The sequence below is a fragment of the Pedobacter steynii genome (genome assembly GCF_001721645.1).
Lineage (GTDB): Bacteria > Bacteroidota > Bacteroidia > Sphingobacteriales > Sphingobacteriaceae > Pedobacter > Pedobacter steynii_A.
The window spans coordinates 1559351-1584989 of the sequence record NZ_CP017141.1 but is presented as its reverse complement, the minus strand read 5'-3'; the positions used below and the strand labels follow the sequence as shown (position 1 = coordinate 1584989).

The following is a 25639-nucleotide window of genomic DNA, read 5'->3' as shown; positions in this document are numbered from 1 at the left end:
TTAATCCTTATTTTCGGAAGTATTGAAACATCCCGATGCCTGGTTCAGACCAGGAGCCGGCAACTGATTCAACAAAAATATAAAATGGGAAAAAAGGCAATTTTACTGGGTGCAAGCGGATTAACCGGCAGTAGTTTACTGACACAATTGCTGGCCGACAACAATTACAGGGAAGTATTAACCATAGGGCGGAAACAGCTGGACACGGCACATCCAAAACTGAAACAGCTGATGGTAGATTTTGACAGGCTGAGTGATTATAGCGATGAAATACAGGGAGATGTTGTTTTTTGTTGTCTGGGAACCACAAAAAGTAAAACCCCCAACCTGGAACAGTATAAAAAAATAGATTACCGGTACCCGCTTGATGTGGCAAAAATCGCGTTGCAGAACGGGGCTACACAATACCACCTGGTTTCGGCATTAGGTGCCGATGTTAAGTCCCGTATATTTTATTCCAGATTAAAAGGAGAAGTGGAACGCGACCTGCAGAAAATCCCTTTTAAAAGCATCCATATTTACAGACCTTCATTACTTGATGGCAACAGGAAGGAAATGCGTTTTGCAGAAAATTTCGCAACGATAACGATGAGGCTTTTAAACCCATTGCTTATCGGCTCACTCAGAAAGTACAGAAGTATTAAAACAGAAAAAGTAGCATTGGCAATGCTGAAGAAATCCCTGGAAGAAAACTCAGGAACCTTCATTTATCCTTCTGATGAAATAGAGCGGATCAGCAATAAAATATAAACAGTTCCTGATTACAACGTGTAGGTCTTCCGGCCAAAAGCCCAGATCAGAAATGCAGGCATTGCTTTAGACCAGGTTGGCACTTCATGCTTACCTCCCACCATTTCATAATAGGCAATATCCTCCGGACGCTCATATCCCTTTTCCATCAGGACCTTGATCACATCAATGGTATCATCAATAGAATCTATGATATAATTGCGGTTCCTGTCGGCAGTCTCATCTTCGGTCCCGGTCATCAGCCAGAATTTAAGCGCCGGTTTTCCGCTGGTTTGTCTGATCATCTCATGAAGAATGCGATCATCATCGGTATACCCGTCCTTCAGGTCTTTTTTCCGCCACCAGAATGATCCGGAAAACACCCCTACCGCATCAAAATAATTGTCGTTATTCCAGGCAATATCAAATGCAGTAAGCCCACCCAGAGAACATCCGGCGAAAGCTCGTTTCCCGTTTATAGGCATAGCCACCTCGCCTTGCACGAAAGGAATCAGCTCACTGATGATGAAATCAGTATAAGAAACCGCCATGCTGCCCCTACCCAGAAAATCCGGAACACCGGCAACTCCATATTCCTGAACACGATCTTTGGAAGCTTTTACAGCAACCACAATCAGCGGTTCAATTTTATGGGCACCATACAAATTGTTCAAAGTGGATTCCAGTTCCAATCCCTCTACATCCTGACCATCATTTAAAATCAACAGGTTTAAGGTCTCATTTCCCAATAGATTATCAGGCGTAAAGATTTCAAGCTCTACTTCTCTTTTTAAACTGGATGATTTGATGATGTTTTTAGTTCTGATCACTTCCGGAAGTAACATGGTAGTATACATAATGCGGCAATTTCCCCTTTCTCACAAATAGTTTGCAAAGGTACTATTCTTGAGAAAATATCTTCATAAGTATTGATATTTTTTAGCTAACGACCAGATTTATAGAAAGAAATGCAAATATTCCTTTGGGTTTGAAAATAGTTTTTTATACCTTAAAGCAGCTAATTTTCGCAATATGGTTGAAGCGTATAAAAAATGGTATAGTCCTAATCTAAGCGCGGATTTTGAGCTATTGACCTTCGGGCAAAGTGGTTATCCGATACTACTCTTTCCGACCAGTATGGGGAGGTATTTCGAGAATAAAGATTTCAAATTAATCGAATCTGTACAACACTTTATAGACGAGGGAAAAGTTAAGATTTACTGTGTAGACAGCATCGATAAACAAAGCTGGTATAATAAAGATGTTCCTCCTGCAGACCGGGTAAAAAACCACATCTGGTATGATCAGTTATTGCTGGAGGAAGTTTCTTCTATGGCAAGACACGAAACAGGACATGATAAAATTATTACAGCGGGCTGTAGTTTCGGAGGGTACCATGCTGCAAATTTCGCTTTCAGGCATCCCTGGCTCGTGAGCCATATGTTTAGCATGAGCGGGGCTTTTGACATCCGCGGACAACTGGACGGTTTTTACAATGATGATGTTTATTTCAATAATCCGGTAGATTACCTGCCCCACGACCAGAACAGCGAGCTCTGGAACATGAAAATAATTTTAGGAACATCAGACCGGGATATGTGCCGAGGAGACAATGAAAGGCTCTCCCGTATTTTAACGGAAAAAGGGATCGGACATTGGCTCGATGTACGGCAAAATGCAGATCATGACTGGCCCATATGGCGGCAAATGTTCCCGGAGTACCTGTCAAAATTGTAAACATAAAGTACAATTTATCAGAACATTAAGCCGCTTTTGTTGTTTCAGCATTATATTGGAAGTAAAATACAATCAGAATCATAGGGGATTCGAAAACAAAACCAAAAAAGAACAGGAAAACACCGATAACCTTGCAGGGTAAAACCTACGTAGGAGGCCAGAGAACAGTAACATAAACCAGATTTAAAATAAGATAGTGAACAACCTATTACCCTTGAAAAATATAAACAAATGAAAAAAATCGGAATCTTATTCGGTATGGAAAGATCTTTTCCAGAAGCCTTTGTAAAACGTGTAAATGAAATTGCTGGAAAAGATATCGTAGCAGAGTTCGTGAGCATTGATAAAATATTTCAGTCGGAACCCCTGGGCTACGATGTCATTATTGACCGGATTTCGCAGGATGTTCCCTTTTATCGTGCAGCGTTAAAGAATGCGGCAATAACGGGAACGGCAGTCATCAATAACCCATTCTGGTGGAGCGCTGATGAAAAGTTTTTCAACAATGCTTTAGCAGTCAAACTTGGAGTACCGGTGCCTAAAACAGCCCTGATCCCTTCTTATGATCAGCCTGATGACACCACAGACAAATCGTTCAGCAACCTCGCCTTCCCTATGGATTGGGACGGAATCTTTGAATATACCGGTTTCCCGGCCTACATGAAACCTTTTGATGGCGGCGGATGGAAAGAAGTCTACAAGCTGCATGATAAAGAAGATTTCTTCGAAAAGCACAGCCAGACCAAACAAACGGTGATGATGCTTCAGGAAGAAATTGAATTCGATGAATATTTCAGGTGTTATTGTATCGGTGGAAAATATGTGAGAATCATGCAATATGAACCCAGAAACCCTGCACACCTGCGTTATGTAGTGGAAAAAGGCCCTTCCAGCGAAAAATTACTACAAACCATCCATGATTATGTCTTACAACTGAACCAATACCTGGGGTACGATTTCAATACCGTAGAGTTTGCAGTACGCGACGGCATTCCTTATGCCATTGATTTTTGCAATCCGGCGCCAGACGCAGAAGTAACCAGTGTAGGAGAGGAAAATTTTGAATGGGTGGTGGAAACTTCAGCAAGGTATGCGATAGAACGTGCAAAATCACATGTAAGCGGACAGGATAACCTGACCTGGGGAGAATACATCAGGACGTCGGCGAATCATGTTCCATTGATTGGAAAAGCAAAACCGGCAGCAAAAGCATCAGCGGAGAAGAAAACGCCCGCGAAAGTGACAGCAGAAAAGAAAATATCTGCAAAAGTGGTGGCAGAAAAGAAAGCACCAGCAAAAAAGGCTCCGGCAAAAGCTAAAAAAACAAGTACAGCAAAGAAGTAACAAGGGATCAACAGAGGGAATAAGAATATGATGAATGATTTTACGCTTGGTGTAGAGGAAGAATACATGGTTGTCGATCCTGTAACACGCGAATTGACCTCACATGATCAAAAGATCGTAGAGGCCGCACAAAAAATACATAAGGATCAGGTAAAGGCAGAGATGCACCAGGCCGTAGTAGAGGTAGGTACAGGAATCTGCAAAAATACAGAGCAGGCACGTGCAGAGATTTCTCAATTGCGCTATACCGTCTCTCAACTGGCGGGAGAACAAGGCTTACGGATTGGTGCGGCAGGCACCCACCCTTTTTCACATTGGGAGAAACAACTGATTACAGAACATCCGCGATACAGTGAAATCGTAAACGAACTGCAGGAAGCAGCCCGTTCAAACCTGATTTTTGGCCTGCATGTACATGTGGGTTTTCAATCCAGGGAACTGGCCATACACATTGCAAACCAGGTGCGTTATTTCCTGCCTCATGTCTTCGCCTTGTCTACCAATTCTCCTTTCTGGGAAAGCAGAAATACCGGATATAAATCCTTCCGGACGAAGATATTTGATAAGTTTCCAAGAACTGGGATCCCTGATATTTTCAATAGCATCGAAGATTATGATAACTATGTGAAACTATTGATTAAAACCAATAGCATTGACAACGCCAAAAAGATCTGGTGGGACATCCGGGTACATCCTTTCTTTGAAACCATTGAATTCCGCATCTGCGATTGTCCGATGCTGATTGATGAGACGATGGCTTTTGTAGCCCTGTTCCAGGCCTTATGTGCAAAATTATATAAGCTCAGGTTGCAAAACATGAAATTTATCAGCTACTCCAGGGCCTTAATCAATGAAAATAAATGGCGTGCTGCGAGGTATGGCATAGATGGAAATCTGATCGACTTTGGAAAGGAAATGGAGGTTAACTGCAGAAACCTGGTACTGGAATTACTGGACTTCGTAGACGATGTAGTAGACGAATTAGGCTGCAGAGATGACATCAATTATGTCCATAAAATTTTAGAACACGGCACCGGCGCAGACAGGCAATTGGCTGTTTACGAACAAAATGGTAACTTTGAGGCGGTGGTAGACTACATCACCACTCAAACGTTAATAGGTGCAAAATAGAATATGATAAGGGATAGAAATAAGATTAGGGTCGCCGTAATTGATATGAACAATGGGGTAACCAACCAGGGGATGCGTGGGATACAGGAAGTCTTGTCACGTTATCAGAAAGAAATGTCGGTTGAGTTATCTTATGAGGTGTTTGATCTGAGACAAAAAGGAGAAATCCCGGATATCGGATATGACATCTATATCTCAAGCGGAGGCCCTGGAAGTCCTTTTGATGGAGAAGGTCAGAAATGGGAAAATGACTTTTTTGCACTGCTCGGCGATATTGAAAGTTTTAATGCTTCAAATGAACATCAAAAGAAACATGCCTTTTTAATCTGTCATTCTTTCCAGATGGCCTGTCGGAAATTTGGAGTAGGGAAAGTGATCAGAAGACGCTCTACAGCTTTTGGTATTTTCCCTATTTACCTGACCGAAGAAGGCGAAGATGAAATGGTATTCCATGGCCTTCCGAATCCTTTCTATACCGTAGATAGCAGAGACTGGCAGGTGATCAATCCTGAAGATGTCTTTTTCTCTAATACAGAAGCACAGGTCCTGGCTTTGGAAAAAGAACGCCCGCATGTGGATCTGGAACGCTGTGTAATGGCCATCAGGTTTACAAAGGAAATTATAGGAACACAATTTCATCCGGAAGCAGATCCTGTTGGCATGAAGTTATACCTGCTGCAGGAAGACAAGAAAAAAGCAATTATTGAAAATCATGGAGAGGAGAAATACCTCGATATGCTGGAGAGTGTAGATGATCCAAACCGGATTACCCTAACCAGAAACGTGATTTTACCCAACTTTTTAAATGAGGCTTTAAACGCCTTACAGGAAGCATAATTATGATTAGCAGCTACAGAGCATCATTTAATGAACATTTTTCTGAGAAAAAATACAAGGGATTTCTGGAAGAGCTGGAAGAAGGTTTTGCCGGGATCCCGTTCCGGGTTGCAGAGACGCCTGTATTCATTCCGGAAACATTAAAAGAAAAGCTGGTTGCTGCCGGTGCCGAAATTGTAAAGCTCATTCAACAGCCCGATTTTAAGCAACTCACAGAAAAATCTATCCCCCTGAACTGGAGGGTTCCTGCAGAAAATGGACAACCCCACTTTTTAACATTCGACTTTGGCATCTGTAAGGATGAACAGGGGAACCTTATCCCTAAGTTGATTGAAATGCAGGGCTTTCCTTCACTGTACGGGTTTCAGGCTCATCTGGGGGAGACTTATAAAAAAGCCTACTCGCTTTCTGAACAACTGACCCCCTATTTTGACGGGATAGATGAAGCAGCATACATTACCTTACTCAAAGAAGTCATTCTGGGAACTCATCAGCCCCATGAAGTTGCCCTGATGGATATCGATGCACCAAACCAGAAAACTGCAATTGATTTTCTGGTTACAGCGCAATACCTGGGCATAAAGATACTCAGCCTCAGCGATATCAAAAAAGAGGGAAAGCATCTTTATTACGAGCAGAACGGTCAGAAAATAAGGTTAAAAAGAATTTATAACCGATTGATATTTGATGAAATTGGTAGCAACACCGGCCTGTTCAAAGACAGCTTTGACCCAAGGGAAGAGCTGGATATCGAATGGGTGACCCATCCAAACTGGTTCTATAGAATCAGCAAATACACCATGCCTTTTTTGAAGAGTGAGTTTGTTCCTGAAACGTTCTTCCTTCATCAGCTGGACACCATTCCTTCGGATCTGGAGAATTACGTCCTGAAACCGCTGTTCTCATTTGCAGGAATGGGTGTGATTATTGATGTAAAAAAGAAGGATATTGAAGAGATTTCAGACCCCGAAAACTGGATTTTGCAAAGAAAAGTAAATTATGAGCCGGTGGTTCAGGCTCCTGATGGAGGGGTTAAGGTAGAAATCAGGCTGATGTATTTATGGGCAGAAGGGAAAGAACCGGTGCTATGCATTAATCTGGCACGTCTGAGCAGAGGAAAAATGATTGGCGTACGCTACAATAAGGATTTTGATTGGGTTGGCGGAACAGTTGGCCTGATGGAAAAGTAAAATTACATTTAACAGACCTGCCTAAAGCGGTCTTTAATTAGTTTTGTAATATGGACACTCAAACCATTTTAGTCGTTATTCTTTTTATTGCGGCGATATTTTATATCGGCCGCATGATATATCGGTCTTTATCTCCCAAAACCGGGGGCTGTGCCAGTAACTGTAAATGCGGTGTAGATTTTCCCAATATAGAACCTAACAAGAAATAGATTTCATCTATATCCTTTATGATTGAACAGTTCAAACTCTATTTACAAAAGAAAGTAGCCATAACAGATGAGCAGTTTGACCTGATCTCGGGGAAGCTTAAGGTTAAGAATTTTGATAAGAATGAAATGATCCTGATGAAAGGAGAAGTTTCTCCTCATGGTTATTTTGTCCTGGATGGATTATTACGCAGCTATTCTATAGATGCCAAAGGAAAAACACACATCATCCAGTTTGCACCGGAACAATGGTGGATGTCTGACCGTAACGGGATGTTCAATGAAGCCTCAGAGTTTTTTATCGATGCAATAGAAGCAACACAGGCGATCGTTATGCCTAAAGCTTTTATCGATGATGCGGCAAAGCATGTTCCCTGTATGTACGATTTCAACAATACCATGCTGCATAATTCCATTCGGTTTATGCAAAAAAGGATCAATATGTTGTTGAGTGCCCCGGCAGAAGAAAGATACCTGAACTTTATCCAGCTTTACCCCAACCTGACGCTAAGGGTTCCACAATGGATGATCGCTTCTTATCTGGGTATCACACCAGAGTCGTTGAGCAGGGTTCGTAAGGACCTGGCACATAAGCATTTTAAGATATAAGTCTTTCTTACCATACATCAATGTCTGCCTGATATTGTTGCCGTAATTTTGTGTTGTTAATCAAGAAAACAACTTAAAAAAATATTATGGCAACTACACAATGGGCATTAGACCCAACTCATAGTGAACTACAATTTAAAGTAAAACACTTAATGATCACTACCGTAACCGGTAGCTTAAAAACATTAAATGCTTCATTAACTTCTGAAGCAGATGATTTCCACAATGCACAGGTTTCTTTTGATGCAGCGACCGACTCTATTGATACGGGTAATAAAGACAGGGACAACCACTTAAAAAGCGGAGATTTCTTTGACGCAGAGAAATTCCCGAAAATCACATTTGATTCTACTTCATTGAGCAAAGATGGTGATGACTATACTTTACATGGGAACCTGAATGTTAAAGGAACCAGCAAACCGGTAAAATTAAATGTAGAATTTGGTGGTATTGCTACAGATCCATGGGGAAACACTAAAGCTGGATTTACCCTGAATGGTAAAATCAACAGAACAGACTTCGGTTTAACCTGGAATGCAGCATTAGAAACAGGTGGCGTAATGGTGAGTGAGGAAGTAAAAATATTAGGCGAATTACAATTCGTAAAACAAGCCTGATAAAAACTCATGCATCCAGGTCAGCACATAAAAAAAGACAAGATGGAAGCAAATATTAAACAGGTGTCGGCTGTTTTAAACCCGCCGGCACCTCATATGGTAGGAGATGGATTCCGGGTTCATAACTTTTTCCCAAAAGGATACAAGCTTAAAATGAGCCCTTTCTTTATGCTGGATTACAATTCGAAAATAGCGTTCTCTGCACGTAATGAACCGAGAGGGGTTGGGGTACATCCTCACCGGGGTTTCGAAACCGTTACCATTGCCTATCACGGGGCCGTTGCCCATCATGACAGCGCAGGAAATAGTGGGGTAATCCAGCCCGGCGATGTACAATGGATGACAGCTGCAAGCGGGATTCTGCATAAAGAGTACCATGAAGAAGCCTTCAGCAAAAAAGGTGGCCCATTTCAAATGGTTCAGCTCTGGGTGAATTTACCGGCAAAGGATAAAATGAGTAAGCCTAAATATCAGGCACTCTGTCAGCGTACGCTGGCCAAACATCAGTTGGCAAACGAAGCAGGGTTAGTGGAAGTAATAGCGGGGGAATATGAAGGTACAAAAGGCTCTGCAAGCACTTTTACGCCCATGCATGTATACAACCTCCGACTGAATAAAAATGGAAAAACTCTCTTTAGTTTTCCTTCCGCTTACAATACCGCATTTGTGGTTATTGAAGGAGAGATCAAGGTCAACGATAAAGAAGTGGCAAAGACGGATCAGCTGGTTCATTTTAAAAATGAAGGAGAGCAGATTGAAGTTGAAGCACTGACAGACAGCACAGTCCTTGTTTTAAGCGGGGAGCCAATCAACGAGCCCATTGCTCAATATGGTCCTTTCTTAATGAATAAACCAGAAGAAATTCAACAGGCAATTGCCGATTATAACCAGGGGAAATTCGGATATTTAGAGGAATAACCTTCAGAAATCCGGTGCTTGAACGCACCGGATTTTTTTATGTTCATCTCCTTTGCGGAGCATTAGCTTAAATCTTTTGAATCAGGCAAACGGCATAAGCAACAACCCCTTCTTCTCTTCCAATAAAGCCCATTTGCTCATTTGTGGTTGCCTTTATGGAAATGTCTTCTATGTCTATCCCAATGGCTGTTGCAATGTGCTGTTGCATTGCCGGGATATGCGGATTGATTTTAGGGGCTTCCAGACAAAGCATGGCATCGATATTACCAATCTCAAAACCTTTTTCTTTAACCAGTTTCACACTTTCCTGTAAGAGGATAATGCTGCTGATCCCTTTCCAGCGTGGATCAGTATTTTTAAAGTGATAACCTATATCCCGTAAATTAGCTGCACCAAGGAGCGCATCGCAAATGGCATGCAACAACACGTCTGCATCGGAGTGACCATAAGCACCTTTATGGTGTTCCAAATCTACTCCTCCCACCACAAAAGGATGATTTTCCTTCAGCTGATGTACATCAAAGCCAAACCCTACCTTAATCTTCATTTCTATATGTTTTTTGTTTTATTAGTATTCCTGTTTCCTTATTTGGCCTGGCCAAAATTGAACAAAAGAGAGAACCTCAGCGTATTTGCCAAAGGACTTTTTTGCGGACTGGCCAGCAAATATGCAAAGTCTATATTAAATACATTGTATTTTAAACCTGCACCCAGGGTAAAGTAACGCCTGTCGCCTTTTTTAGGGCTTTCATAAAAATAGCCTGCACGAAGTGCAAATTGCTGATTGTACCAATATTCCATACCTGCAGCAATGTTAATCTCCTGCATTTCTTCTTTAAATCCGCCCGGAGCATCTGTAAAGGAACCGAAAATACCCGCCGGAACGGACCTGTCCGGATCTTCGCCTGCAATTATTTCCCCATCTGTATTGTACACCGGTTGTGTTGGCACCAGTAATTTATTAAAATCAAGGGCAAAGGTAAACTGGTTAAAATCATCCAGAATGAAAGTAGATGCTCCTCCTATTTTTAAGTTTGTTGGCAGAAAGTAACCTTTATAACCATCTACATAACTCATTTTTGTGCCAATATTGGAGATATTCATCCCTGCCGAAAGAATGGCATCTTTGCCCAGAAACCGGGTTGGCTTTTTAAAATAAGCAGAAACATCAACAGCAACGGAATTCCCGGCCTTTGTTTGTTGTCCGGCGGAAAACTGTCCGGAAAAAAGATTGGAGCGGATATACCGTACCGATGTGCCCAGGGAAAAGGACTCTCCCATTTTTCTCGCAAAAGAGACATCAAAAGACAATTCATTTGGGGTATAAACTCCCAGATCCTGCTGACTGATATCAGTTAACTGAATCTCGCCAAGACTGAAATACCTTAGAGAGCTGGCAATCGTGTTCCGGTCATCCAGCTTATAATAACCGCTAAGGTAAGTGAGATTTACATCGGGAATCAGGCTTTTTAACCAGGGGCTATAAGAAACGGAAAAACCATAACTGCGGTCTAAAAACGCCAGTTTGGAAGGATTCATACTCATGGCATTTGCATCTGGCTGAACAGCAACTCCGGCTTCTCCCATTCCCCCTGCTCTTGCATCTGGTGTAATGAGTAAAAAGGGCACCGCAGTGGCAATATTGCTGGAACGGCTCCCATTAGTCTGGGTTCCCGGCTGAACACTCTGAGCATACAAATCAGCACCAACTGTTAATAAAGAAAATATACTCAGAACAGCTTTTACCAATCTTCCACTCATTTGCCAGATAATTATACCGCTATTATATGCAAGTTAACATAGTGTTTATTAAAATCAAAAGATTATGAACTTTCTATTCATTTATTAAATATGCCTCACACTTATTCAAAACAACATTATTTAAAGATTATTTTTATTTAAAGCATTTGTTTTGTTGTTCTATAAGTCTTTTTTTACGTAATTTTAACAGTTAAAGCATTATGATATCCATCTATATGAAAAAATCATACTTATATTCAATTGCATCTATTGCAATTATAGCTTCACTAACGTCCTGCAAATCAAAGTCAGGAACCTCAGAGAAGACAGGAATGGCATATAACAAACAGGAGTTTGGAGGCTTTGAAGTAAATAAAAAATTCAAGCGCGGTCCGGGTCCCGGATTAGTGGAAATTGAAGGCGGTGTTTTTGTCATGAGCGGAAGTGCAATCAATGTACCCGGAGAGGAACTCAGCAATTATAATCATAAAAGAGAAACCACAGTTTCTTCATTTTATATGGATGAAACAGAAGTTTCCAATACCAACTGGCTGGAATACCTGAACTGGATACGCACCAGCTATCCAACGGATCATGAGTATTACTATAATGAACTTCCCGATACCTTGGTTTGGCGCAGGCCTCTATCCTACAATGAACCTTATGTAGATAATTATTTAAGGCACCCTGCCTATCAGGACTATCCGGTTGTCGGAGTAACCTGGGAACAGGCAGAGCGATATTGTGAATGGAGAACAGACCGCGTAAATGAGCTGTTACTTCGCGAAAAAGGTTATATGACCAGCTTTAAAGACATCAATGGCGGGTCAAAAACAGCAGGTACAACAACTGCCAGACCAACAGAACCATTTAACACCGATATATACCTGAATGGACAATACGATGATAAGGGTAAGAAAGCGATGAAAGACCTCAATCCTTCTAACGCTAACGGTGCTGCAACAGGTAAAAATGCCGCAACAAGAAATGTGAGGCTGGAAGATGGGATCATCAAACAACCGTACCGTCTGCCAACAGAAGCGGAATGGGAATATGCAGCGCTGGGTCTGATCGGAAACACACAATACGAGAATATTAATGCCAATAAAATCTATCCATGGAATGGTTTAGGCCTGAGCTCTGCAAAAAGAAGTACCAGAGGACTGATCCTTGCCAACTTTAAAAGGACCAAAGGAGATTATATGGGTGTAGGTGGATCCCTGAATGATAAAGGCGGACTCACCGTTGCGGTAAGGTCTTATATGCCAAACGATTTCGGCTTGTACAATATGGCTGGAAATGTGAATGAATGGGTGGCAGATGTTTACCGTTCTAAAACATTTGAAGCGGCAGATGCCTTTAACCCTTATAGAGGAAACTACTATAAAGACAAAAAAATAGCAGATCCGGTTAGCGGAAAAATTGAAAAAGATAAATACAACAAGCCGGTCTTAACAGATGCCATTTCTTATAAGAAACAAACCTGGGCCGAAAAACAGGCTGCTACCCCTCCTCCAACGGTAAATACTTATGCCGATCAAAGAGGTTATAGAGATAAAGCAAATGAATTGTATGGTGAAATTACACTGGTAACAGATAAATCGAGAGTTTATAAGGGAGGATCATGGGAAGATCAGGCATTATGGCTGAACCCGGCTACCAGAAGGTTCCTTGCACAGGATGAGTCTACTGCAGACATCGGCTTCCGTTGTGCAATGACCATGTTAGGCGCTTCCGAGATCAGGTCTACGGGAAAACCACAATTTAAACCTAAGGCTGCAAAAGCATTCCGCGCCGGAAAGTAAAATCAAAAAATACTAAGCATAAAAAAAGGAGCAATTGCTCCTTTTTTTATGCAAACTGCAGTAAGATTTCATTCTTTTCTACTTTATCTCCTCTAAGGACCAGAATCTTTTTCACCAGCCCTCCCGTTGGGGATTTAATGATGTTTTCCATCTTCATTGCTTCCAGTACCAATAAACTATCGCCCTTATTTACTTCCTGACCTTCTTCCACAATGATGTTCAGTACCAGTCCCGGCATAGGTGCCTTAATTTCCAGCACCTTGTTGGCAGAAGAGCTGTCCATACCCAGTTTTTTGAGTAAATCATCATATTGATCTTCGATTCCGACCTGATAAAGACGACCATTTACCTTGACGACCATGGTCTTTCCCTCATCATCCCGCTCCACCAACTCTACATTATAGGATTTATTCTGGTAGAGGATATGTTTTTGGCTTGCCGACAAATCTTTCGAATCTATCTGCAGCTCCTCTCCGTTTACTTTTATGGCTTTCTCTGCTAATTCAACCTCAAAATTGTACTGCTCGTTTACGTTGACCTTCATCCTTATTGTGTTAATGCATATTGAACTAAATTTGCGCCCATTTTTAAGGCGCTCAGACGCTTATCTTGTGTATCCTCGGGATAAGTCCCAAAGTCTTCCCATCCGTTCCCCAGATCGCACTCAAAGGTGTAATAACAGACCACCCTTCCTTCCCAGATCAGCGCCAGTCCCTGTGGGACTTTACCGTCATGCTCATGAATTTTTGGAAGTCCGCTCGGGAATTTAAATTTCTGGTGATAAACCGGGTGATTTGCAGGAAGACTAACAAAAGAAAGTTCAGGAAAAACCTTTTTCATTTCCTTACGGATAAACTTATCCAGGCCATAGTTATCATCGATATGAAGAAAACCTCCCCCGATCAGATATTTTCTTAAATTCTGCGCCTCATTGGCACTGAAAGCAACATTACCATGTCCTGTAAGATAGGTGAAAGGGTAGTTAAACAACTCCGCACTCCCAACTTCCACAATGGCATCCTGAGCGGCAAAATTCGTATTCAGGTTTTTATTACAAAAATCAATCAGATTTGGAAGTGCCGTTCTATTGGCATACCAGTCGCCTCCCCCATTATATTTTAATTTTGCCATCTTATAGGTGGGCGGCCTGAAACCACTCAACAGGATCATTAATCCGGCAATTAAGCAAAGTTTAATTCTCATCGGTTTAAATAATTCACCTCAAAACAGGCAGCTAATGCAGCAGTTTCTGTTCTCAGACGTGTATTACCTAAAGTTAGGGGTTTAAAGCCGCTTTGCAAAGCAAGTTCTATTTCTTTGGGACTAAAATCACCTTCAGGTCCTATTAGTATCAGGTAGCGTTGATGCGATTCAATTACTTCACTGATATACCGACGTGGCTCTCCATCGATACAATGAGCGATCATTTTAATGGAATCATGCTCCATCTTTAAAAAATCGGTCAGGGAAATTTGTGGGTTTAATAAAGGGTGGTAAGCCTGTAAAGATTGTTTTACCGCAGAGGTAATCACTTTATTTAAACGGTCTTCTTTAATGATTTTCCGTTCAGACCGTTCACAGATCACCGGCGTGATTTCATCAATTCCTATTTCCGTAGCCTTTTCCAGAAACCATTCCAGGCGGTCGATGTTCTTTGTCGGCGCAACAACAATATGAAGATGGTGGTTTCTTTTTTGGTATTCCAGAATTGAGCTGGTTACCCGAAGCTGAACATTTTTCTTCGCCTCAGCGATAATCTCCGCCTCATAAAAGCCTCCTTTTCCATCAATCAGATTGACCACATCGCCGCGTCCTAATCTCAGAACTTTCAGGCAATGCTTACTTTCTTCTTCATTTAAGCTATACTCAGTGGAATCAATATCGGGGGTATAAAAAACATGCATTGCTCAAGGGATTAGTGGTTGTCCACCATATCGCTTTTAGCAATTACCAGTTCAAGCTTTATGGTCTCAATATTTTGCTCAGTTTTCTTTAAGATGGTAAATAGATACCCATAGCACTCTTCGCTATCCCCTACTTCAGGTATTTTACCAAAAGCATGAGAAACCAGGCCACCAACGGTATCGAAATCCTCATCTTCAGGAAGATCATGAGGCAGGTGTTCATTCACATCGTAAACAGTCGCATAAGCATTGATGATGAATTCCGTCTCAGAGATTTTTTCTACTGTCGGTTTTTCCTCATCGTACTCATCCTGGATTTCTCCAACAATCTCTTCTACGATATCCTCCAGTGTAACCATACCTGCGGTTCCACCAAATTCATCGATCACAATCGCAATCTGGATACGTTTCTGCTGAAGCTCACTCAGCAGGTCATTAATTTTTTTAGTCTCCGGAACGAAATAAGGCTTTCTGATGATGTCTTTTAACGCCCAGTCTTTCTGACCTGCCAGCAAAGGCAAAATGTCTTTAGCATGTATAATTCCGATGATCTTGTCAATGATCTCATCATAGACCGGTAATCTGGAATAACCTTCACCAATAATCTTGTCAATCACATCAGCAGGTGCTGTCTGTAGCTCTATTCCTGATATTTTGGTTCTGGGAACCATAATGTTCTTTACAACCCTTTCATTAAAGTCAAAGACATTTTTAATCAATTCATGCTCATTGGTATCTAACGCACCACTTTCCTTACCCTGATCCAATAAATAATGAAGTTCTTCCGTACTGTGAACAGATTCATGTCCACCCACATTAGAAATTCCAAATAATTTAAGAATCACGTTCGCAAAGCCATTCAGCACCCATATAAATGGCCTGAAGATCAGGTAGAATGCCTGCAATGGTATCGCAATAAACAATGTTGTAGCAACCGGCCTTTGTATCGCCACCGATTTAGGAGCCAGCTCACCAAATACAATGTGCATTACAGTAATCAATAAAAAGGCTATGGCAGTGGAGATCGAAGTGATGTATACTTCAGAAAAATTGAATTTTACCAGGAAATCGTGGATCAGACTGTGCATTACAGATTCACCCACCCAACCTAATCCAAGGGAAGCAAGTGTAATACCCAGCTGCGTTGCAGCCAGGTAACCATCCAGATGCTGGGTAATGTATTTTGCAATGTTCGCTACCCGGCTTCCTGACTTTGCTTTAATTTCAATTTGAGAGGCCCTGACTTTTACAATTGCAAACTCTGCTGCAACGAAAAAGCCGTTCAGTGCTACTAAGAAGAATGTTAAAAATATCTTAAAACCTTCCATTAAGAATTGTTATTTCTAAACTTTTGGTCATAAAGTATGATACTTTCCTGTATTACTTTATGTGCATACCGAACGCCCAAAAGATGTTCAATAGTTACTTGTTTTTCTTCTAATGCCTTATAGTCCTGAAAGAATTTCACAATTTCTTTCATCGTATGAGGAGGCAATTCTGCTAAATCATTGATATAGTTAACAGACATGTCGTTTTTTGCAACAGCGATAATTTTGTCATCCTGCTCTCCATTATCCACCATATGCATTACCCCGATAACTTTAGCCTCAACGATAGACATTGGATAAACGTCTACAGAGCATAGTACAAGGATATCTAAAGGGTCATTATCGTCACAATAAGTTTGTGGAATAAAGCCATAATTTGCCGGATACATCACAGAAGAGAAAAGTACCCTATCTAATTTAATCAGGTGGGAATCTTTATCAATTTCGTATTTAGCTTTAGATCCTTTAGGAATTTCAATAATTGCATTTACGGATTCTGGTAGGTTTGCACCCGGAGAAACACAGTGCCACGGATGATGCTCGTCTTTAATCATTTTTATTGTTCAGTGTTTGATATATGGTCATTGTCGTCCTTCACAACCTTCTTTTTTACGAATGTATAAACAAGTGGTATGGTAGTAATTACAATGAAGCCTATAATTATGTATAATAAATAGTCGTTAATTTCTTTTTCAAATCTCTTGCCAAGAAAATAACCTAGCAAAGTTAAGGAAGCAATCCAAATAATTGCACCTGCAAAGTTATATAATGCAAATCTTTTAAAATCTAATTTTACTACACCCGCAAAAATCGGGGCAAAAGTTCTTACAATCGGAACAAAGCGCCCCATTATAAGTGCAAAGGCTCCCTGTTTATTATAATAATCCTCGGCAGCCTTTAAATAGCGTTTTTTAAAGAAGAAAGAGTCCTTTCGATGGTACAGTACAGGGCCCGTCTTTCGGCCAAACCAATAACCCGTAAAATTCCCGGATACTGCGGCAATGATCAGCCCTACAATCAGTACATATAGGTTTACGTCTAATTTGCCCGTAGCGACGAACATGCCTGCAAGGAACAGTAAATAGTCTCCAGGTAAAAAGAACCCAAAGAACAAACCCGTCTCCGCAAAGATGACGAACATTACAACATAGAAACCACCTTCTTTAAGTAGTTTTTCGGGATCAATGAAGTGCTGTAATGAGTTCCAGAAATCGTGCATAGTTCAATTATTCGTAAAACTACATATAATTATCTACAGAAATGATTATATCAGATTTAAAATTACTGAAGGATATACACCAAGGAAAACGGTGATGATCAGCGATAAGGCCAATACCACTTTATATTGTACAGGAGTTTCCAGTTCAATGTCAGTTCCTTCTTTGAAATACATCGCCACGATCACCTTAAAATAATAGTAAAATCCTACCAATGCATTTAAGATGGCAAAAGCAACCAGATAAAACTGGTAATCATGCATTACATTCAGGAACATCAGGTATTTACCAATGAATCCTGCTGTAAGGGGAATACCAGCTAAAGACAACATCGCTACAGTAAGCACGAATGCGGCAAAAGGATTGCGTTTTCCCAAGCCATTGAAACTGTCAAAACTGTCGTTACCTGTCTTCTGTTTTACCAGAATCAATACCCCGAAAGCAATGATACTTGCAAAAGTATAAGCAGCGGCATAAACCAATACATTATTCGCTGAACTTGCAGTCAATGCAATTAAAGAGAACAACAGGTAACCTGCATGGGAAATACTGGAATAAGCCAGCATTCTTTTGAAATTCTTTTGAAATAGCGCCGTGATGTTACCAATGAATAAAGTCAGGCATACGATCACCATCAATGGAGGTAACCAGAAATCATGTAAAGGTGCAAAGGTATCGGCAAACAAACGAAGGAAAGCAGCGAAACCAGCAGTCTTTACTACTGTAGACATAAAAGCGGTGATCAATGTTGGTGCTCCTTCGTATACATCAGGTGTCCAGAAGTGGAAAGGTGCAGCCCCAATCTTAAAACACAGACCCACCATCAATAAAATCACACCAGGATAAAATAAGGGCGAGATGCTCTTATAATTACCCACCAGGTACTGATTGATCGCCTCCAGGTCAAAAGATCCCGTAGCGCCGTAAATTAGGGTAATACCAAACAATAAGAAACCTGTAGAGAAGGCACCCATCAGGAAATACTTCAGGGAAGCCTCATTGGAAGCAAAATTGTTCTTCCGGATTCCCGCCAGAATATAAAGTGCCACAGACATGATTTCCACACCGATGAACAACATCGACATATTTTTATAAGAAACCATGATCACGATCCCTGCAAGCGCAAAGAGGATCAGGGTAAAGTATTCGGCTATGTTCTCGCTATGTTCAGCAAAATAGTTTTGTGTCAGCAAGAAGATAAAAAGTGTTCCCAGAATGGTGATTCCGGCAAAAGCCAATGCAAAATTGTCCATTTGCATCATTCCATAATAGGTCTGGTTGGTGTTCCATGAGGTCGCAACAAAAGCCAGTGAAGTAAGCAAACCAATTAAGGTAAGGGGTAATAACGCTTTTTTAGCTTTAAACAAACCTGCATAAAGCACCACTAAAGCTGTAACAGTAATTGTTATGATGATATTCATTTGCTTAGTTTACCGATGTTAATTTTTGTGTTACCTGTTCTATTAATTGTTGTACCGAGGCTTCTGACAAATGCAGAATTGGTTTAGGATATACTCCCAAAACGATGATCAAGGCACAGATGACATACAATACCACTTTCTCAGATCCTTTAATATCTGTAAAGCCTATGGTAAGGTCGTTGGTTTTTCCAAGCATTATGTTCTGATACATTCTGAACATATAAACTGCTCCAAAGATGATCGACAATCCGGCGAAAACACCTGCCCATACTTTGTACTGATATACTCCGATCAACAATAGAAACTCTCCGATAAAGCCATTGGTTCCCGGAAGCGCTACTGTTCCCAATACAATGATCAGAAATACAATTGCCAGTTGTGGTGCCTGTTTAGCTATTCCGCCAAGCTCCGCAATTTTATTTGTTTTCATCCGGCTGGCAATGATATCCAGCACGAAGAATAAACCAACCACATTGATACCGTGGCTCAGCATCTGCACCATAGCACCCTGCATACCCTGCGTATTTAAAGCAAAAATACCCGCTGAGATCAAGCCAACGTGAGCAATTGAGGAGTAAGCAACCAATCTTTTAGCATCTTTTTGGGTAAAAGCAATCAAAGAAGCATAAACTACTCCGATCAGCGATAACACCATCGCTACATTTCCCCACTGCTGAACGCCTTCCGGAGCAACAGGCAACAGCCATCTGATGACGCCATAAATACCCATTTTCAGCATAATTCCAGATAGCAACATCGTTCCCGGTGTTGGTGCCTGTGTATAAGTATCCGGCTGCCAGGTGTGGAACGGAAAAACAGGCATCTTAATTGCAAAAGCAATGAAAAACGCCCAGAAGATCCAGCTCTGCTGAACAGCATCAAGGTTCAAATTATAAAAAGCCTGAATGTCAAAATTGTTGGCAGGATTCTGCAAGTACAGATAGATGATACCCAACAGCATGAATAAAGATCCTGCTATCGTATAAACAAAGAACTTCATGTTTACTTTAATCCTGTCTTTACCTCCCCAGATGGCACAGATAAAATAAATCGGAATCAATGCAGCTTCCCATCCGATATAAAATAAGAAAGCATCCATTGCGGTAAATACCAGTAACAAGCCAAACTGCATAAATAAAATCAATGCGAAGAATGCACTGGCTTTTTTATACTCATGCTGATAAGCAGAAAGGATGATGATCGGAACCAGTACATTGGTCAATAAAACCGTGATCATACTGATGCCATCAATTCCTGCATGGAAATTGATTCCCAAATCCTGGATCCATGGATAATTCACCGCAAACTGCGTACTGGCATCCGGAGTGAAATTACATACCGTGATTAAAGTCAATGCCAAAGAAAGGATTGCTGAAACCAGAGCAACATGTTTTGCTGCAGTTCCTGTGAATGCAGTAACCACGGCGCCAACCAATGGTAGAAATATAAGAAGTAGTAAAAGTTGTTCCATTATGTTTTGTTGAACGATCTTTTATAGAGATAAATAAGTATACAATAACAATGAGATGATTCCTACCACCATCATAAAGATATAAAAACCAACGTTTCCGGACTGTACCAACCGCAAGCCTTTACTGGCTTCCGAAGTGCTCCAGCCTAAACCGTTAACAATACCATCCACAATTTTATTGTCAATAATTTTGTAGAAGAAGGTAGAAAGTGCATCCAAAGGTTTTCTGATTAACAGATCATATATCTCATCAAAATAGAATTTGTTATAAGATAAGTTCGCCAGTGCAGACCGTTTTCCTTCATCAGGAATCGGAATGTGATTTTGTTTAATATACTTCACATAAGCAAAACCAATAGAAACCAGCACCCCGATTACCGAAACAGCCATTAAAGCATATTCCGTAGCATGATCAGGGGCCTCCGCAGTATGCTTGATGACCGGAGCCAACCAATGCGATAACCAGTGATTTCCACCCAATGCTTCCGGGATACCGATCATTCCGCCAATAGCAGAAAGTACCGCAAGGACAATCAAAGGAATGGTCATCGATTTTGGTGATTCATGAATTTTCTCTTCAGCATGGTGCGTTCCACGATACTTTCCGTAAAAAGTAAGGAACAACATTCTGAACATATAAAATGCGGTTAAGAAGGCCCCGAAGACTGCAATAGCCCACATCACCTTATCGTGTGTATATACATGAGCCAGAATCTCATCTTTTGAGAAAAATCCGGAGAATGGAGGTAAACCAGCGATGGCAATGGTACCAATCAGCATGGTTAAGAACGTTACCGGCAATTTCTTACGCAAACCACCCATATGTCTCATATCCTGTTCATGGTGTAAAGCATGAATAACAGAACCTGCACATAAGAATAATAACGCTTTAAAGAAAGCATGTGTAATTACGTGGAAGAAAGCCCCGTCATAAGCACCAACGCCTAAGCCAAGGAACATATACCCCAGTTGTGAAACTGTAGAGTAAGCAAGAACTTTTTTAATATCAGTTTGTGTTAAGGCAATAATTGCGGCAACAATAGCTGTTGCCAGACCTACGATGGCAATAATGTGTTGTACCATCGGAGCCAAATCAAACAAAATGTTTGATCTTGCAATCATATAGATACCAGCTGTTACCATCGTTGCTGCGTGGATCAATGCAGAAACAGGAGTCGGTCCGGCCATCGCATCAGGCAACCAGGTAAACAAAGGCAATTGCGCCGATTTACCGCAGGCACCGATGAATAATAACAAAGCAATTAAAGCGATCGTACCATTTCCAGGTAGCATATTTGCTGCCTGAGGGAATATTTTAGAGAACTCCACACTACCAAAAGTAGTGAAGATGAAGAACACGCCTAATAAGAAACCTAAATCACCAATACGGTTCATGACAAAGGCTTTCTTCGCAGCAGAAGCATAACTGCTATTGGTATACCAGAATCCGATCAGCAGGTAAGAACAAAGACCTACCCCCTCCCATCCGATAAACATGACGATATAGTTGGAACCCAATACCAACAATAACATGAAAAAGATAAACAGGTTCAGGTAGCTGAAAAACTTACCAAAAGCCTCATCGTTGTGCATGTAACCAATAGAGTAAATATGAATCAGGAAACCTACTCCTGTAATGATCAGCAGCATGATCGAGCTCAATGGATCTACCAGGAAGGAAAGTGGAATATTAAGCTTACCAGCACTGATCCAATCGAACAGGAAGATCTCGTGAGACTTATTCGCATCTGCTCCCAATTCGAAGAAGATACCTACACTGATGGCAAAGGAAATGAATATGACGCTGCTTCCGATAAAACCAATCAGGTTTTTAGAAAGCGTATTTCTTCCCAGGCCGTTGATAACAAAGCCTAAAAGAGGAATTAAGGGAACCAGCCAAACTAAATTTATCATGTTATTACTTTATTCTTATTAATTACCACTTAAGGCGATTCAACACATTTATATCTATAGATTGTGTATTTCTGTACACCATCACAATAATACTTAGTCCTACTGCAACTTCTGCGGCGGCAAGTACCATGATAAAAAACACAAATACTTGTCCCGAGGGATCATTGCTGTGTACCGAAAACGCGGTTAGCAATAAATTCACTGCATTCAGCATCAATTCTACCGACATAAAGATGACGATGGCATTTCTGCGGGTCAATACACCAATCACACCGATGGTGAAAATAATAGCACTTAACCAGATATAATGGTTAAGCGGCACACCCTGTAATCCTTGAGTTAAATTATCCACTACGCTTTTTCTTTTTTAGTTAATAATACTGCGCCTACCATCGCGGTTAACAATAAGATAGAAGACAGTTCAAAAGGCAACATGTAAGGACCAAATAGCTCCTTACCTAAATTCTTTACCAATCCCAGATTCGGGTTCTTTAATAAAACAGGATCAGAGATTGCTGTTGCTTTTAAGGAACCGATAATCGTCACCACTAAACAACATCCGGCAATTACCCCAACAATCTTGACCAGGCCGGATTTCAGCGGCTCATTATCTTTATTAAGGTTGAGGAGCATCAGCACAAAGAGGAACAACACCATGATGGCCCCCATGTAAACAATGAAATTCACTACGGCCAGGAATTGTGCGTTCAGCAGAATGTAATGAACGGTTAATGTAAAGAAAGTAACAATCAGGTAAAGCACGCTATGCACCGGGTTCTTGGAAAAGATAACCATCAGTGAAAAGATGACGCTTAATGTTGCTACAAAATAGAATACCGATGTACCCATTTATTTATGTTTAAACTGTTTATATTAATAACCCGGAGGTTATGTATGCTAATTATTTCTTATTCAATGGTTGCTCCACCAATTTATCCTTACCGTAGATAAAATCTTTACGGAGGTAATCTGAAGGAACAATCGGTCCGTCCAGGTAGATCGCTTCTTTTGGACAGGCTTCTTCACACAATCCGCAGAAAATACAACGCAACATGTTGATTTCATATACCGAAGCGTACTTCTCTTCACGGTAAAGGTCTTTTTCTTCCGGTTTACGTTCCGCCGCAATCATTGTAATCGCTTCAGCAGGACAAGACAATGCGCAAAGACCACAGGCTGTGCAACGTTCTTTTCCTTCTTCATCTCTTTTCAGCGAGTGCATTCCCCTGAAATTGGTAGAGAATTCTCTTTGTACCTCCGGATATCTGATGGTCGCCTCTTTCTTAAAAAAGTGGCTGATGGTAATAGACAAGCCCTTAGTAATCGCAGGCAGGTACATGCGCTCTGCAAACGTAAGTGGCTTTTGTTCTAATACTTTCTTCTTACTGGTTAATGGTTCCATTAAACCTCCTTATTATACCGCTAAATGCGGACAGTTAAAATTTTTCAATTACAGCAATCACAATACTTGTGACAATAATATTCGCAATGGCCAAAGGAATTAAAATTTTCCAGCCCAAATGCATCAATTGATCATAGCGGAAACGAGGAATCGTCCAGCGTACCCACATGAAGAAAAAGATAAAAGCAAAGATCTTTAAAAAGAAAACTCCGGTTCCGATTAACGGTCCAATTACCGGGCCTGTTTGTGTCAATACCCAGTCCATTCCCGGATAGTTATACCCTCCGAAATATAAACTTGCCATTACTGCAGCCGAAACAAACATATTGATGTATTCTGCAAACAGATAGAAACCAAGTTTCATAGACGAATATTCCGTATGGTAACCACCGATCAGCTCGGTTTCACACTCCGGTAAATCGAATGGCGCCCTGTTGGTTTCTGCAAAAGCACAAACCATAAACAGTAAAAACCCTACAGGCTGATACAATACATTCCATCTCCAGCCATGCTGATTGGCTACAATCTCGCCGATACTCATAGAATTGGTTACCAGCAATAAGGCAATGATAGATAAACCCATTGCAATCTCGTAACTGATATTCTGAGATGCCGCACGGATCGCACTTAATAACGAGTATTTATTGTTGGAAGCCCATCCTCCGATCATTACTCCATAAACACCCAGAGAAACAACCCCGAATATGTACAGAATACCTACGTTAATGTCTGTTACCTGCAAAGGAATGATGCGGTCACCAACGGTAATCGGACTTCCCCATGGAATCACTGCGGTACCAATACAAGCAGTTAACATCGCCAGACCAGGTCCAACCATAAACAACCATTTACTTGCATTCGATGGAATAATCTCTTCCTTCATGAACATTTTTACCCCATCCGCCAATGGCTGAAGAATCCCGAAGGGACCCGCTCTGTCCGGTCCTAATCTGTCCTGTAAAAATGCCGCCACTTTTCTTTCTGCATAAGTAGAATACATGGCTATCAATAAACTTATACCGAAAATAATCGCTACCAGTACAAATTTCTCTATTACAAAAGCTATATCCATTAGAATTTAGTGGTTTTTTCTAGTTCGATCCTGTTTGCTTCCTGTAATCTGGCATTATCCTGAATTACCGGCAAAGGTTTTAAAGTATCATAGTGGTTAGAAGCAATTACGGAAGTATCGCTGATTTGCGTAGGATGCTCGATAGTCCAGTCTGCTGTCTTTTTCTTATCAAAACGACAAGTATTACAGATGAACTCTTCCACCTCACCATAGATGTCTTTACGCGCAGTTACACGCAATACATCCTCTCCTTTGTACCATAACGTTACTTTACCGCTACAGGTAGGGCAATCTCTGTGCGCATCTATAGGCTTAGTAAACCAAACCCTGTTTTTAAACCTGAAAGTTTTATCTGTTAATGCACCAACCGGACAAACATCGATCACGTTTCCAGAGAAATCATTGTCGACAGCCGTTTGGATATAAGTAGAGATTTCCGAATGATCTCCACGGTTCAGGATACCATGAACGCGCTTATTGGTAATCTGATCCGCTGTAAATACGCAGCGGTAACACAGAATACACCTGTTCATGTGCAACTGGATTTTATCACCGATATCTATGCGTTCAAAAGTACGGCGCTCAAACTCATATCTTGTTTTCTGCAAACCATGCTCATAACCTAAGTTCTGAAGGTCGCATTCCCCAGCCTGATCACAAACCGGACAATCCAGCGGATGGTTGATCAACAACATCTCCACTACCCCGCTTCTTGCTTCAATTACTTCCGGAGAGGTAATATTCTGCACTTCCATTCCATCCATTACAGTGGTACGGCATGAAGCAACTAATTTAGGCATCGGACGAGGATCTTTCTCAGAACCCTTGCTCACCTTAACGATGCAGGTTCTGCATTTACCACCACTGCCTTCTAATTTGGAATAATAACACATCGCAGGAGGAACAATATCTCCGCCGATCTGTCTTGCAGCATTCAGAATGGTGGTTCCTGGTGCAACTTCTACTGTTATTCCGTCTATGGTTACCTTAACTGTATCACTCATTGTTAAAGATATTCTTTTATCATTCTTCAGCATTTCAGGCCTT

General features: G+C 41.1%; 28 protein-coding genes. 11 read left to right on the top strand and 17 right to left on the bottom strand.

The window, feature by feature from the left end; translation table 11 throughout:
- The first annotated feature begins 84 nt into the window (after positions 1-84).
- Positions 85-750 carry an oxidoreductase gene (locus BFS30_RS06500; RefSeq protein WP_069382323.1) on the top strand — a complete coding sequence of 222 codons (666 nt, stop codon included), beginning with the start codon at positions 85-87 and terminating at the stop codon, positions 748-750.
- Between the two features lie 11 nt (positions 751-761).
- On the opposite strand, the gene BFS30_RS06495 is transcribed toward BFS30_RS06500, so the two are convergent.
- Positions 762-1586, bottom strand: a complete 825-nt coding sequence (locus BFS30_RS06495) for an alpha/beta hydrolase (protein ID WP_069378538.1) — start codon at positions 1584-1586, stop codon at positions 762-764.
- A 175-nt stretch (positions 1587-1761) separates the two neighbouring features.
- Here BFS30_RS06495 and BFS30_RS06490 point away from each other — a divergent pair, with 175 nt between their 5' ends.
- The 9 genes from BFS30_RS06490 (at position 1762) to BFS30_RS06455 (ending at position 9318) form a co-directional block, all read left to right on the top strand.
- Entirely contained in the window at positions 1762-2466 is a 705-nt protein-coding gene (locus tag BFS30_RS06490) for an esterase family protein (RefSeq protein ID WP_069378537.1), read from the top strand.
- 231 nt (positions 2467-2697) lie between these two features.
- Positions 2698-3810 carry an ATP-grasp domain-containing protein gene (locus BFS30_RS06485; RefSeq protein WP_069378536.1) on the top strand — a complete coding sequence of 371 codons (1113 nt, stop codon included), beginning with the start codon at positions 2698-2700 and terminating at the stop codon, positions 3808-3810.
- A gap of 27 nt (positions 3811-3837) precedes the next feature.
- On the top strand, positions 3838-4941 hold the full coding sequence (locus BFS30_RS06480) for a carboxylate-amine ligase (RefSeq protein WP_069378535.1): 1104 nt from the start codon (positions 3838-3840) through the stop codon (positions 4939-4941).
- 3 nt (positions 4942-4944) lie between these two features.
- On the top strand, positions 4945-5778 hold the full coding sequence (locus BFS30_RS06475) for a type 1 glutamine amidotransferase (RefSeq protein ID WP_069378534.1): 834 nt from the start codon (positions 4945-4947) through the stop codon (positions 5776-5778).
- 2 nt (positions 5779-5780) lie between these two features.
- Positions 5781-6968: a hypothetical protein gene (locus BFS30_RS06470; RefSeq protein ID WP_069378533.1), complete on the top strand. Its 1188-nt coding sequence runs from the start codon at positions 5781-5783 to the stop codon at positions 6966-6968.
- 50 nt (positions 6969-7018) lie between these two features.
- The gene (locus BFS30_RS27715; protein WP_157262884.1) at positions 7019-7177 is read left to right on the top strand and encodes a FeoB-associated Cys-rich membrane protein; all 159 of its coding nucleotides are present in this window, start codon (positions 7019-7021) and stop codon (positions 7175-7177) included.
- An 18-nt stretch (positions 7178-7195) separates the two neighbouring features.
- Positions 7196-7783: a Crp/Fnr family transcriptional regulator gene (locus tag BFS30_RS06465; RefSeq protein ID WP_069378532.1), complete on the top strand. Its 588-nt coding sequence runs from the start codon at positions 7196-7198 to the stop codon at positions 7781-7783.
- Between the two features lie 86 nt (positions 7784-7869).
- Entirely contained in the window at positions 7870-8400 is a 531-nt protein-coding gene (locus tag BFS30_RS06460; RefSeq protein ID WP_069378531.1) for a YceI family protein, read from the top strand.
- Positions 8401-8442: 42 nt separating this feature from the next.
- Positions 8443-9318 (top strand): pirin family protein, encoded by an 876-nt coding sequence (locus BFS30_RS06455; protein WP_069382322.1) that lies wholly within the window; start codon positions 8443-8445, stop codon positions 9316-9318.
- Positions 9319-9385: 67 nt separating this feature from the next.
- Here the strand turns inward: BFS30_RS06455 and ispF are convergent, their stop codons facing one another.
- Both ispF and porV read right to left on the bottom strand, forming a co-directional pair.
- On the bottom strand, positions 9386-9865 hold the full coding sequence (ispF, locus tag BFS30_RS06450; RefSeq protein ID WP_069378530.1) for a 2-C-methyl-D-erythritol 2,4-cyclodiphosphate synthase: 480 nt from the start codon (positions 9863-9865) through the stop codon (positions 9386-9388).
- Positions 9866-9903: 38 nt separating this feature from the next.
- Positions 9904-11079 carry a type IX secretion system outer membrane channel protein PorV gene (porV, locus tag BFS30_RS06445; protein ID WP_069378529.1) on the bottom strand — a complete coding sequence of 392 codons (1176 nt, stop codon included), beginning with the start codon at positions 11077-11079 and terminating at the stop codon, positions 9904-9906.
- A 215-nt stretch (positions 11080-11294) separates the two neighbouring features.
- Between porV and BFS30_RS06440 the strand changes: the two genes are divergently transcribed.
- Entirely contained in the window at positions 11295-12863 is a 1569-nt protein-coding gene (locus tag BFS30_RS06440) for an SUMF1/EgtB/PvdO family nonheme iron enzyme (protein WP_069382321.1), read from the top strand.
- A gap of 46 nt (positions 12864-12909) precedes the next feature.
- On the opposite strand, the gene BFS30_RS06435 is transcribed toward BFS30_RS06440, so the two are convergent.
- From BFS30_RS06435 to BFS30_RS06370, 14 genes are read right to left on the bottom strand one after another with little or no spacing between them, the layout of a single operon-like run.
- Positions 12910-13407 (bottom strand): biotin/lipoyl-containing protein, encoded by a 498-nt coding sequence (locus BFS30_RS06435; RefSeq protein ID WP_069378528.1) that lies wholly within the window; start codon positions 13405-13407, stop codon positions 12910-12912.
- Positions 13408-13409: 2 nt separating this feature from the next.
- Positions 13410-14066, bottom strand: a complete 657-nt coding sequence (locus tag BFS30_RS06430; RefSeq protein WP_069378527.1) for a DUF4159 domain-containing protein — start codon at positions 14064-14066, stop codon at positions 13410-13412.
- Entirely contained in the window at positions 14063-14767 is a 705-nt protein-coding gene (locus tag BFS30_RS06425; protein ID WP_069378526.1) for a 16S rRNA (uracil(1498)-N(3))-methyltransferase, read from the bottom strand. Before BFS30_RS06425 ends, BFS30_RS06430 begins: the two co-directional genes overlap by 4 nt.
- An 11-nt stretch (positions 14768-14778) precedes the next feature.
- Positions 14779-16095, bottom strand: coding sequence for a hemolysin family protein (locus BFS30_RS06420; RefSeq protein WP_069378525.1), 1317 nt, complete (start codon positions 16093-16095; stop codon positions 14779-14781).
- Positions 16095-16649 (bottom strand): inorganic diphosphatase, encoded by a 555-nt coding sequence (locus tag BFS30_RS06415; RefSeq protein WP_069378524.1) that lies wholly within the window; start codon positions 16647-16649, stop codon positions 16095-16097. Before BFS30_RS06415 ends, BFS30_RS06420 begins: the two co-directional genes overlap by 1 nt.
- Before the next feature lie 2 nt (positions 16650-16651).
- Positions 16652-17314, bottom strand: a complete 663-nt coding sequence (locus BFS30_RS06410) for a DedA family protein (protein ID WP_069378523.1) — start codon at positions 17312-17314, stop codon at positions 16652-16654.
- A 45-nt stretch (positions 17315-17359) separates the two neighbouring features.
- Positions 17360-18733 (bottom strand): NADH-quinone oxidoreductase subunit N, encoded by a 1374-nt coding sequence (locus BFS30_RS06405; RefSeq protein ID WP_069378522.1) that lies wholly within the window; start codon positions 18731-18733, stop codon positions 17360-17362.
- Positions 18734-18737: 4 nt separating this feature from the next.
- The gene (locus BFS30_RS06400; RefSeq protein WP_069378521.1) at positions 18738-20204 is read right to left on the bottom strand and encodes a complex I subunit 4 family protein; all 1467 of its coding nucleotides are present in this window, start codon (positions 20202-20204) and stop codon (positions 18738-18740) included.
- A gap of 21 nt (positions 20205-20225) precedes the next feature.
- Positions 20226-22118, bottom strand: coding sequence for an NADH-quinone oxidoreductase subunit L (gene nuoL / locus BFS30_RS06395; protein ID WP_069378520.1), 1893 nt, complete (start codon positions 22116-22118; stop codon positions 20226-20228).
- Between the two features lie 22 nt (positions 22119-22140).
- Entirely contained in the window at positions 22141-22470 is a 330-nt protein-coding gene (gene nuoK, locus BFS30_RS06390; protein WP_069378519.1) for an NADH-quinone oxidoreductase subunit NuoK, read from the bottom strand.
- Positions 22470-22967 carry an NADH-quinone oxidoreductase subunit J gene (locus tag BFS30_RS06385; RefSeq protein WP_069378518.1) on the bottom strand — a complete coding sequence of 166 codons (498 nt, stop codon included), beginning with the start codon at positions 22965-22967 and terminating at the stop codon, positions 22470-22472. The genes nuoK and BFS30_RS06385 overlap by 1 nt, the downstream gene beginning before the upstream one ends.
- A 52-nt stretch (positions 22968-23019) precedes the next feature.
- Positions 23020-23520, bottom strand: a complete 501-nt coding sequence (locus tag BFS30_RS06380; RefSeq protein ID WP_069378517.1) for a NuoI/complex I 23 kDa subunit family protein — start codon at positions 23518-23520, stop codon at positions 23020-23022.
- A gap of 34 nt (positions 23521-23554) precedes the next feature.
- Positions 23555-24592, bottom strand: coding sequence for an NADH-quinone oxidoreductase subunit NuoH (gene nuoH, locus BFS30_RS06375; protein WP_069378516.1), 1038 nt, complete (start codon positions 24590-24592; stop codon positions 23555-23557).
- The gene (locus BFS30_RS06370; protein ID WP_069378515.1) at positions 24592-25596 is read right to left on the bottom strand and encodes a 2Fe-2S iron-sulfur cluster-binding protein; all 1005 of its coding nucleotides are present in this window, start codon (positions 25594-25596) and stop codon (positions 24592-24594) included. The genes nuoH and BFS30_RS06370 overlap by 1 nt, the downstream gene beginning before the upstream one ends.
- Positions 25597-25639 lie beyond the last annotated feature (43 nt).

What these genes read in the sequence shown, in the direction of transcription:
- BFS30_RS06500 (WP_069382323.1), top strand. Translation starts at nt 85, where the DNA reads ATGGGAAAAAAGGCAATTTTACTGGGTGCAAGCGGATTAACCGGCAGT.
- BFS30_RS06495 (WP_069378538.1), bottom strand. Translation starts at nt 1,586, where the DNA reads ATGTATACTACCATGTTACTTCCGGAAGTGATCAGAACTAAAAACATC.
- BFS30_RS06490 (WP_069378537.1), top strand. Translation starts at nt 1,762, where the DNA reads ATGGTTGAAGCGTATAAAAAATGGTATAGTCCTAATCTAAGCGCGGAT.
- BFS30_RS06485 (WP_069378536.1), top strand. Translation starts at nt 2,698, where the DNA reads ATGAAAAAAATCGGAATCTTATTCGGTATGGAAAGATCTTTTCCAGAA.
- BFS30_RS06480 (WP_069378535.1), top strand. Translation starts at nt 3,838, where the DNA reads ATGATGAATGATTTTACGCTTGGTGTAGAGGAAGAATACATGGTTGTC.
- BFS30_RS06475 (WP_069378534.1), top strand. Translation starts at nt 4,945, where the DNA reads ATGATAAGGGATAGAAATAAGATTAGGGTCGCCGTAATTGATATGAAC.
- BFS30_RS06470 (WP_069378533.1), top strand. Translation starts at nt 5,781, where the DNA reads ATGATTAGCAGCTACAGAGCATCATTTAATGAACATTTTTCTGAGAAA.
- BFS30_RS27715 (WP_157262884.1), top strand. Translation starts at nt 7,019, where the DNA reads ATGGACACTCAAACCATTTTAGTCGTTATTCTTTTTATTGCGGCGATA.
- BFS30_RS06465 (WP_069378532.1), top strand. Translation starts at nt 7,196, where the DNA reads ATGATTGAACAGTTCAAACTCTATTTACAAAAGAAAGTAGCCATAACA.
- BFS30_RS06460 (WP_069378531.1), top strand. Translation starts at nt 7,870, where the DNA reads ATGGCAACTACACAATGGGCATTAGACCCAACTCATAGTGAACTACAA.
- BFS30_RS06455 (WP_069382322.1), top strand. Translation starts at nt 8,443, where the DNA reads ATGGAAGCAAATATTAAACAGGTGTCGGCTGTTTTAAACCCGCCGGCA.
- ispF (WP_069378530.1), bottom strand. Translation starts at nt 9,865, where the DNA reads ATGAAGATTAAGGTAGGGTTTGGCTTTGATGTACATCAGCTGAAGGAA.
- porV (WP_069378529.1), bottom strand. Translation starts at nt 11,079, where the DNA reads ATGAGTGGAAGATTGGTAAAAGCTGTTCTGAGTATATTTTCTTTATTA.
- BFS30_RS06440 (WP_069382321.1), top strand. Translation starts at nt 11,295, where the DNA reads ATGAAAAAATCATACTTATATTCAATTGCATCTATTGCAATTATAGCT.
- BFS30_RS06435 (WP_069378528.1), bottom strand. Translation starts at nt 13,407, where the DNA reads ATGAAGGTCAACGTAAACGAGCAGTACAATTTTGAGGTTGAATTAGCA.
- BFS30_RS06430 (WP_069378527.1), bottom strand. Translation starts at nt 14,066, where the DNA reads ATGAGAATTAAACTTTGCTTAATTGCCGGATTAATGATCCTGTTGAGT.
- BFS30_RS06425 (WP_069378526.1), bottom strand. Translation starts at nt 14,767, where the DNA reads ATGCATGTTTTTTATACCCCCGATATTGATTCCACTGAGTATAGCTTA.
- BFS30_RS06420 (WP_069378525.1), bottom strand. Translation starts at nt 16,095, where the DNA reads ATGGAAGGTTTTAAGATATTTTTAACATTCTTCTTAGTAGCACTGAAC.
- BFS30_RS06415 (WP_069378524.1), bottom strand. Translation starts at nt 16,649, where the DNA reads ATGATTAAAGACGAGCATCATCCGTGGCACTGTGTTTCTCCGGGTGCA.
- BFS30_RS06410 (WP_069378523.1), bottom strand. Translation starts at nt 17,314, where the DNA reads ATGCACGATTTCTGGAACTCATTACAGCACTTCATTGATCCCGAAAAA.
- BFS30_RS06405 (WP_069378522.1), bottom strand. Translation starts at nt 18,733, where the DNA reads ATGAATATCATCATAACAATTACTGTTACAGCTTTAGTGGTGCTTTAT.
- BFS30_RS06400 (WP_069378521.1), bottom strand. Translation starts at nt 20,204, where the DNA reads ATGGAACAACTTTTACTACTTCTTATATTTCTACCATTGGTTGGCGCC.
- nuoL (WP_069378520.1), bottom strand. Translation starts at nt 22,118, where the DNA reads ATGATAAATTTAGTTTGGCTGGTTCCCTTAATTCCTCTTTTAGGCTTT.
- BFS30_RS06385 (WP_069378518.1), bottom strand. Translation starts at nt 22,967, where the DNA reads ATGGGTACATCGGTATTCTATTTTGTAGCAACATTAAGCGTCATCTTT.
- BFS30_RS06380 (WP_069378517.1), bottom strand. Translation starts at nt 23,520, where the DNA reads ATGGAACCATTAACCAGTAAGAAGAAAGTATTAGAACAAAAGCCACTT.
- nuoH (WP_069378516.1), bottom strand. Translation starts at nt 24,592, where the DNA reads ATGGATATAGCTTTTGTAATAGAGAAATTTGTACTGGTAGCGATTATT.
- BFS30_RS06370 (WP_069378515.1), bottom strand. Translation starts at nt 25,596, where the DNA reads ATGAGTGATACAGTTAAGGTAACCATAGACGGAATAACAGTAGAAGTT.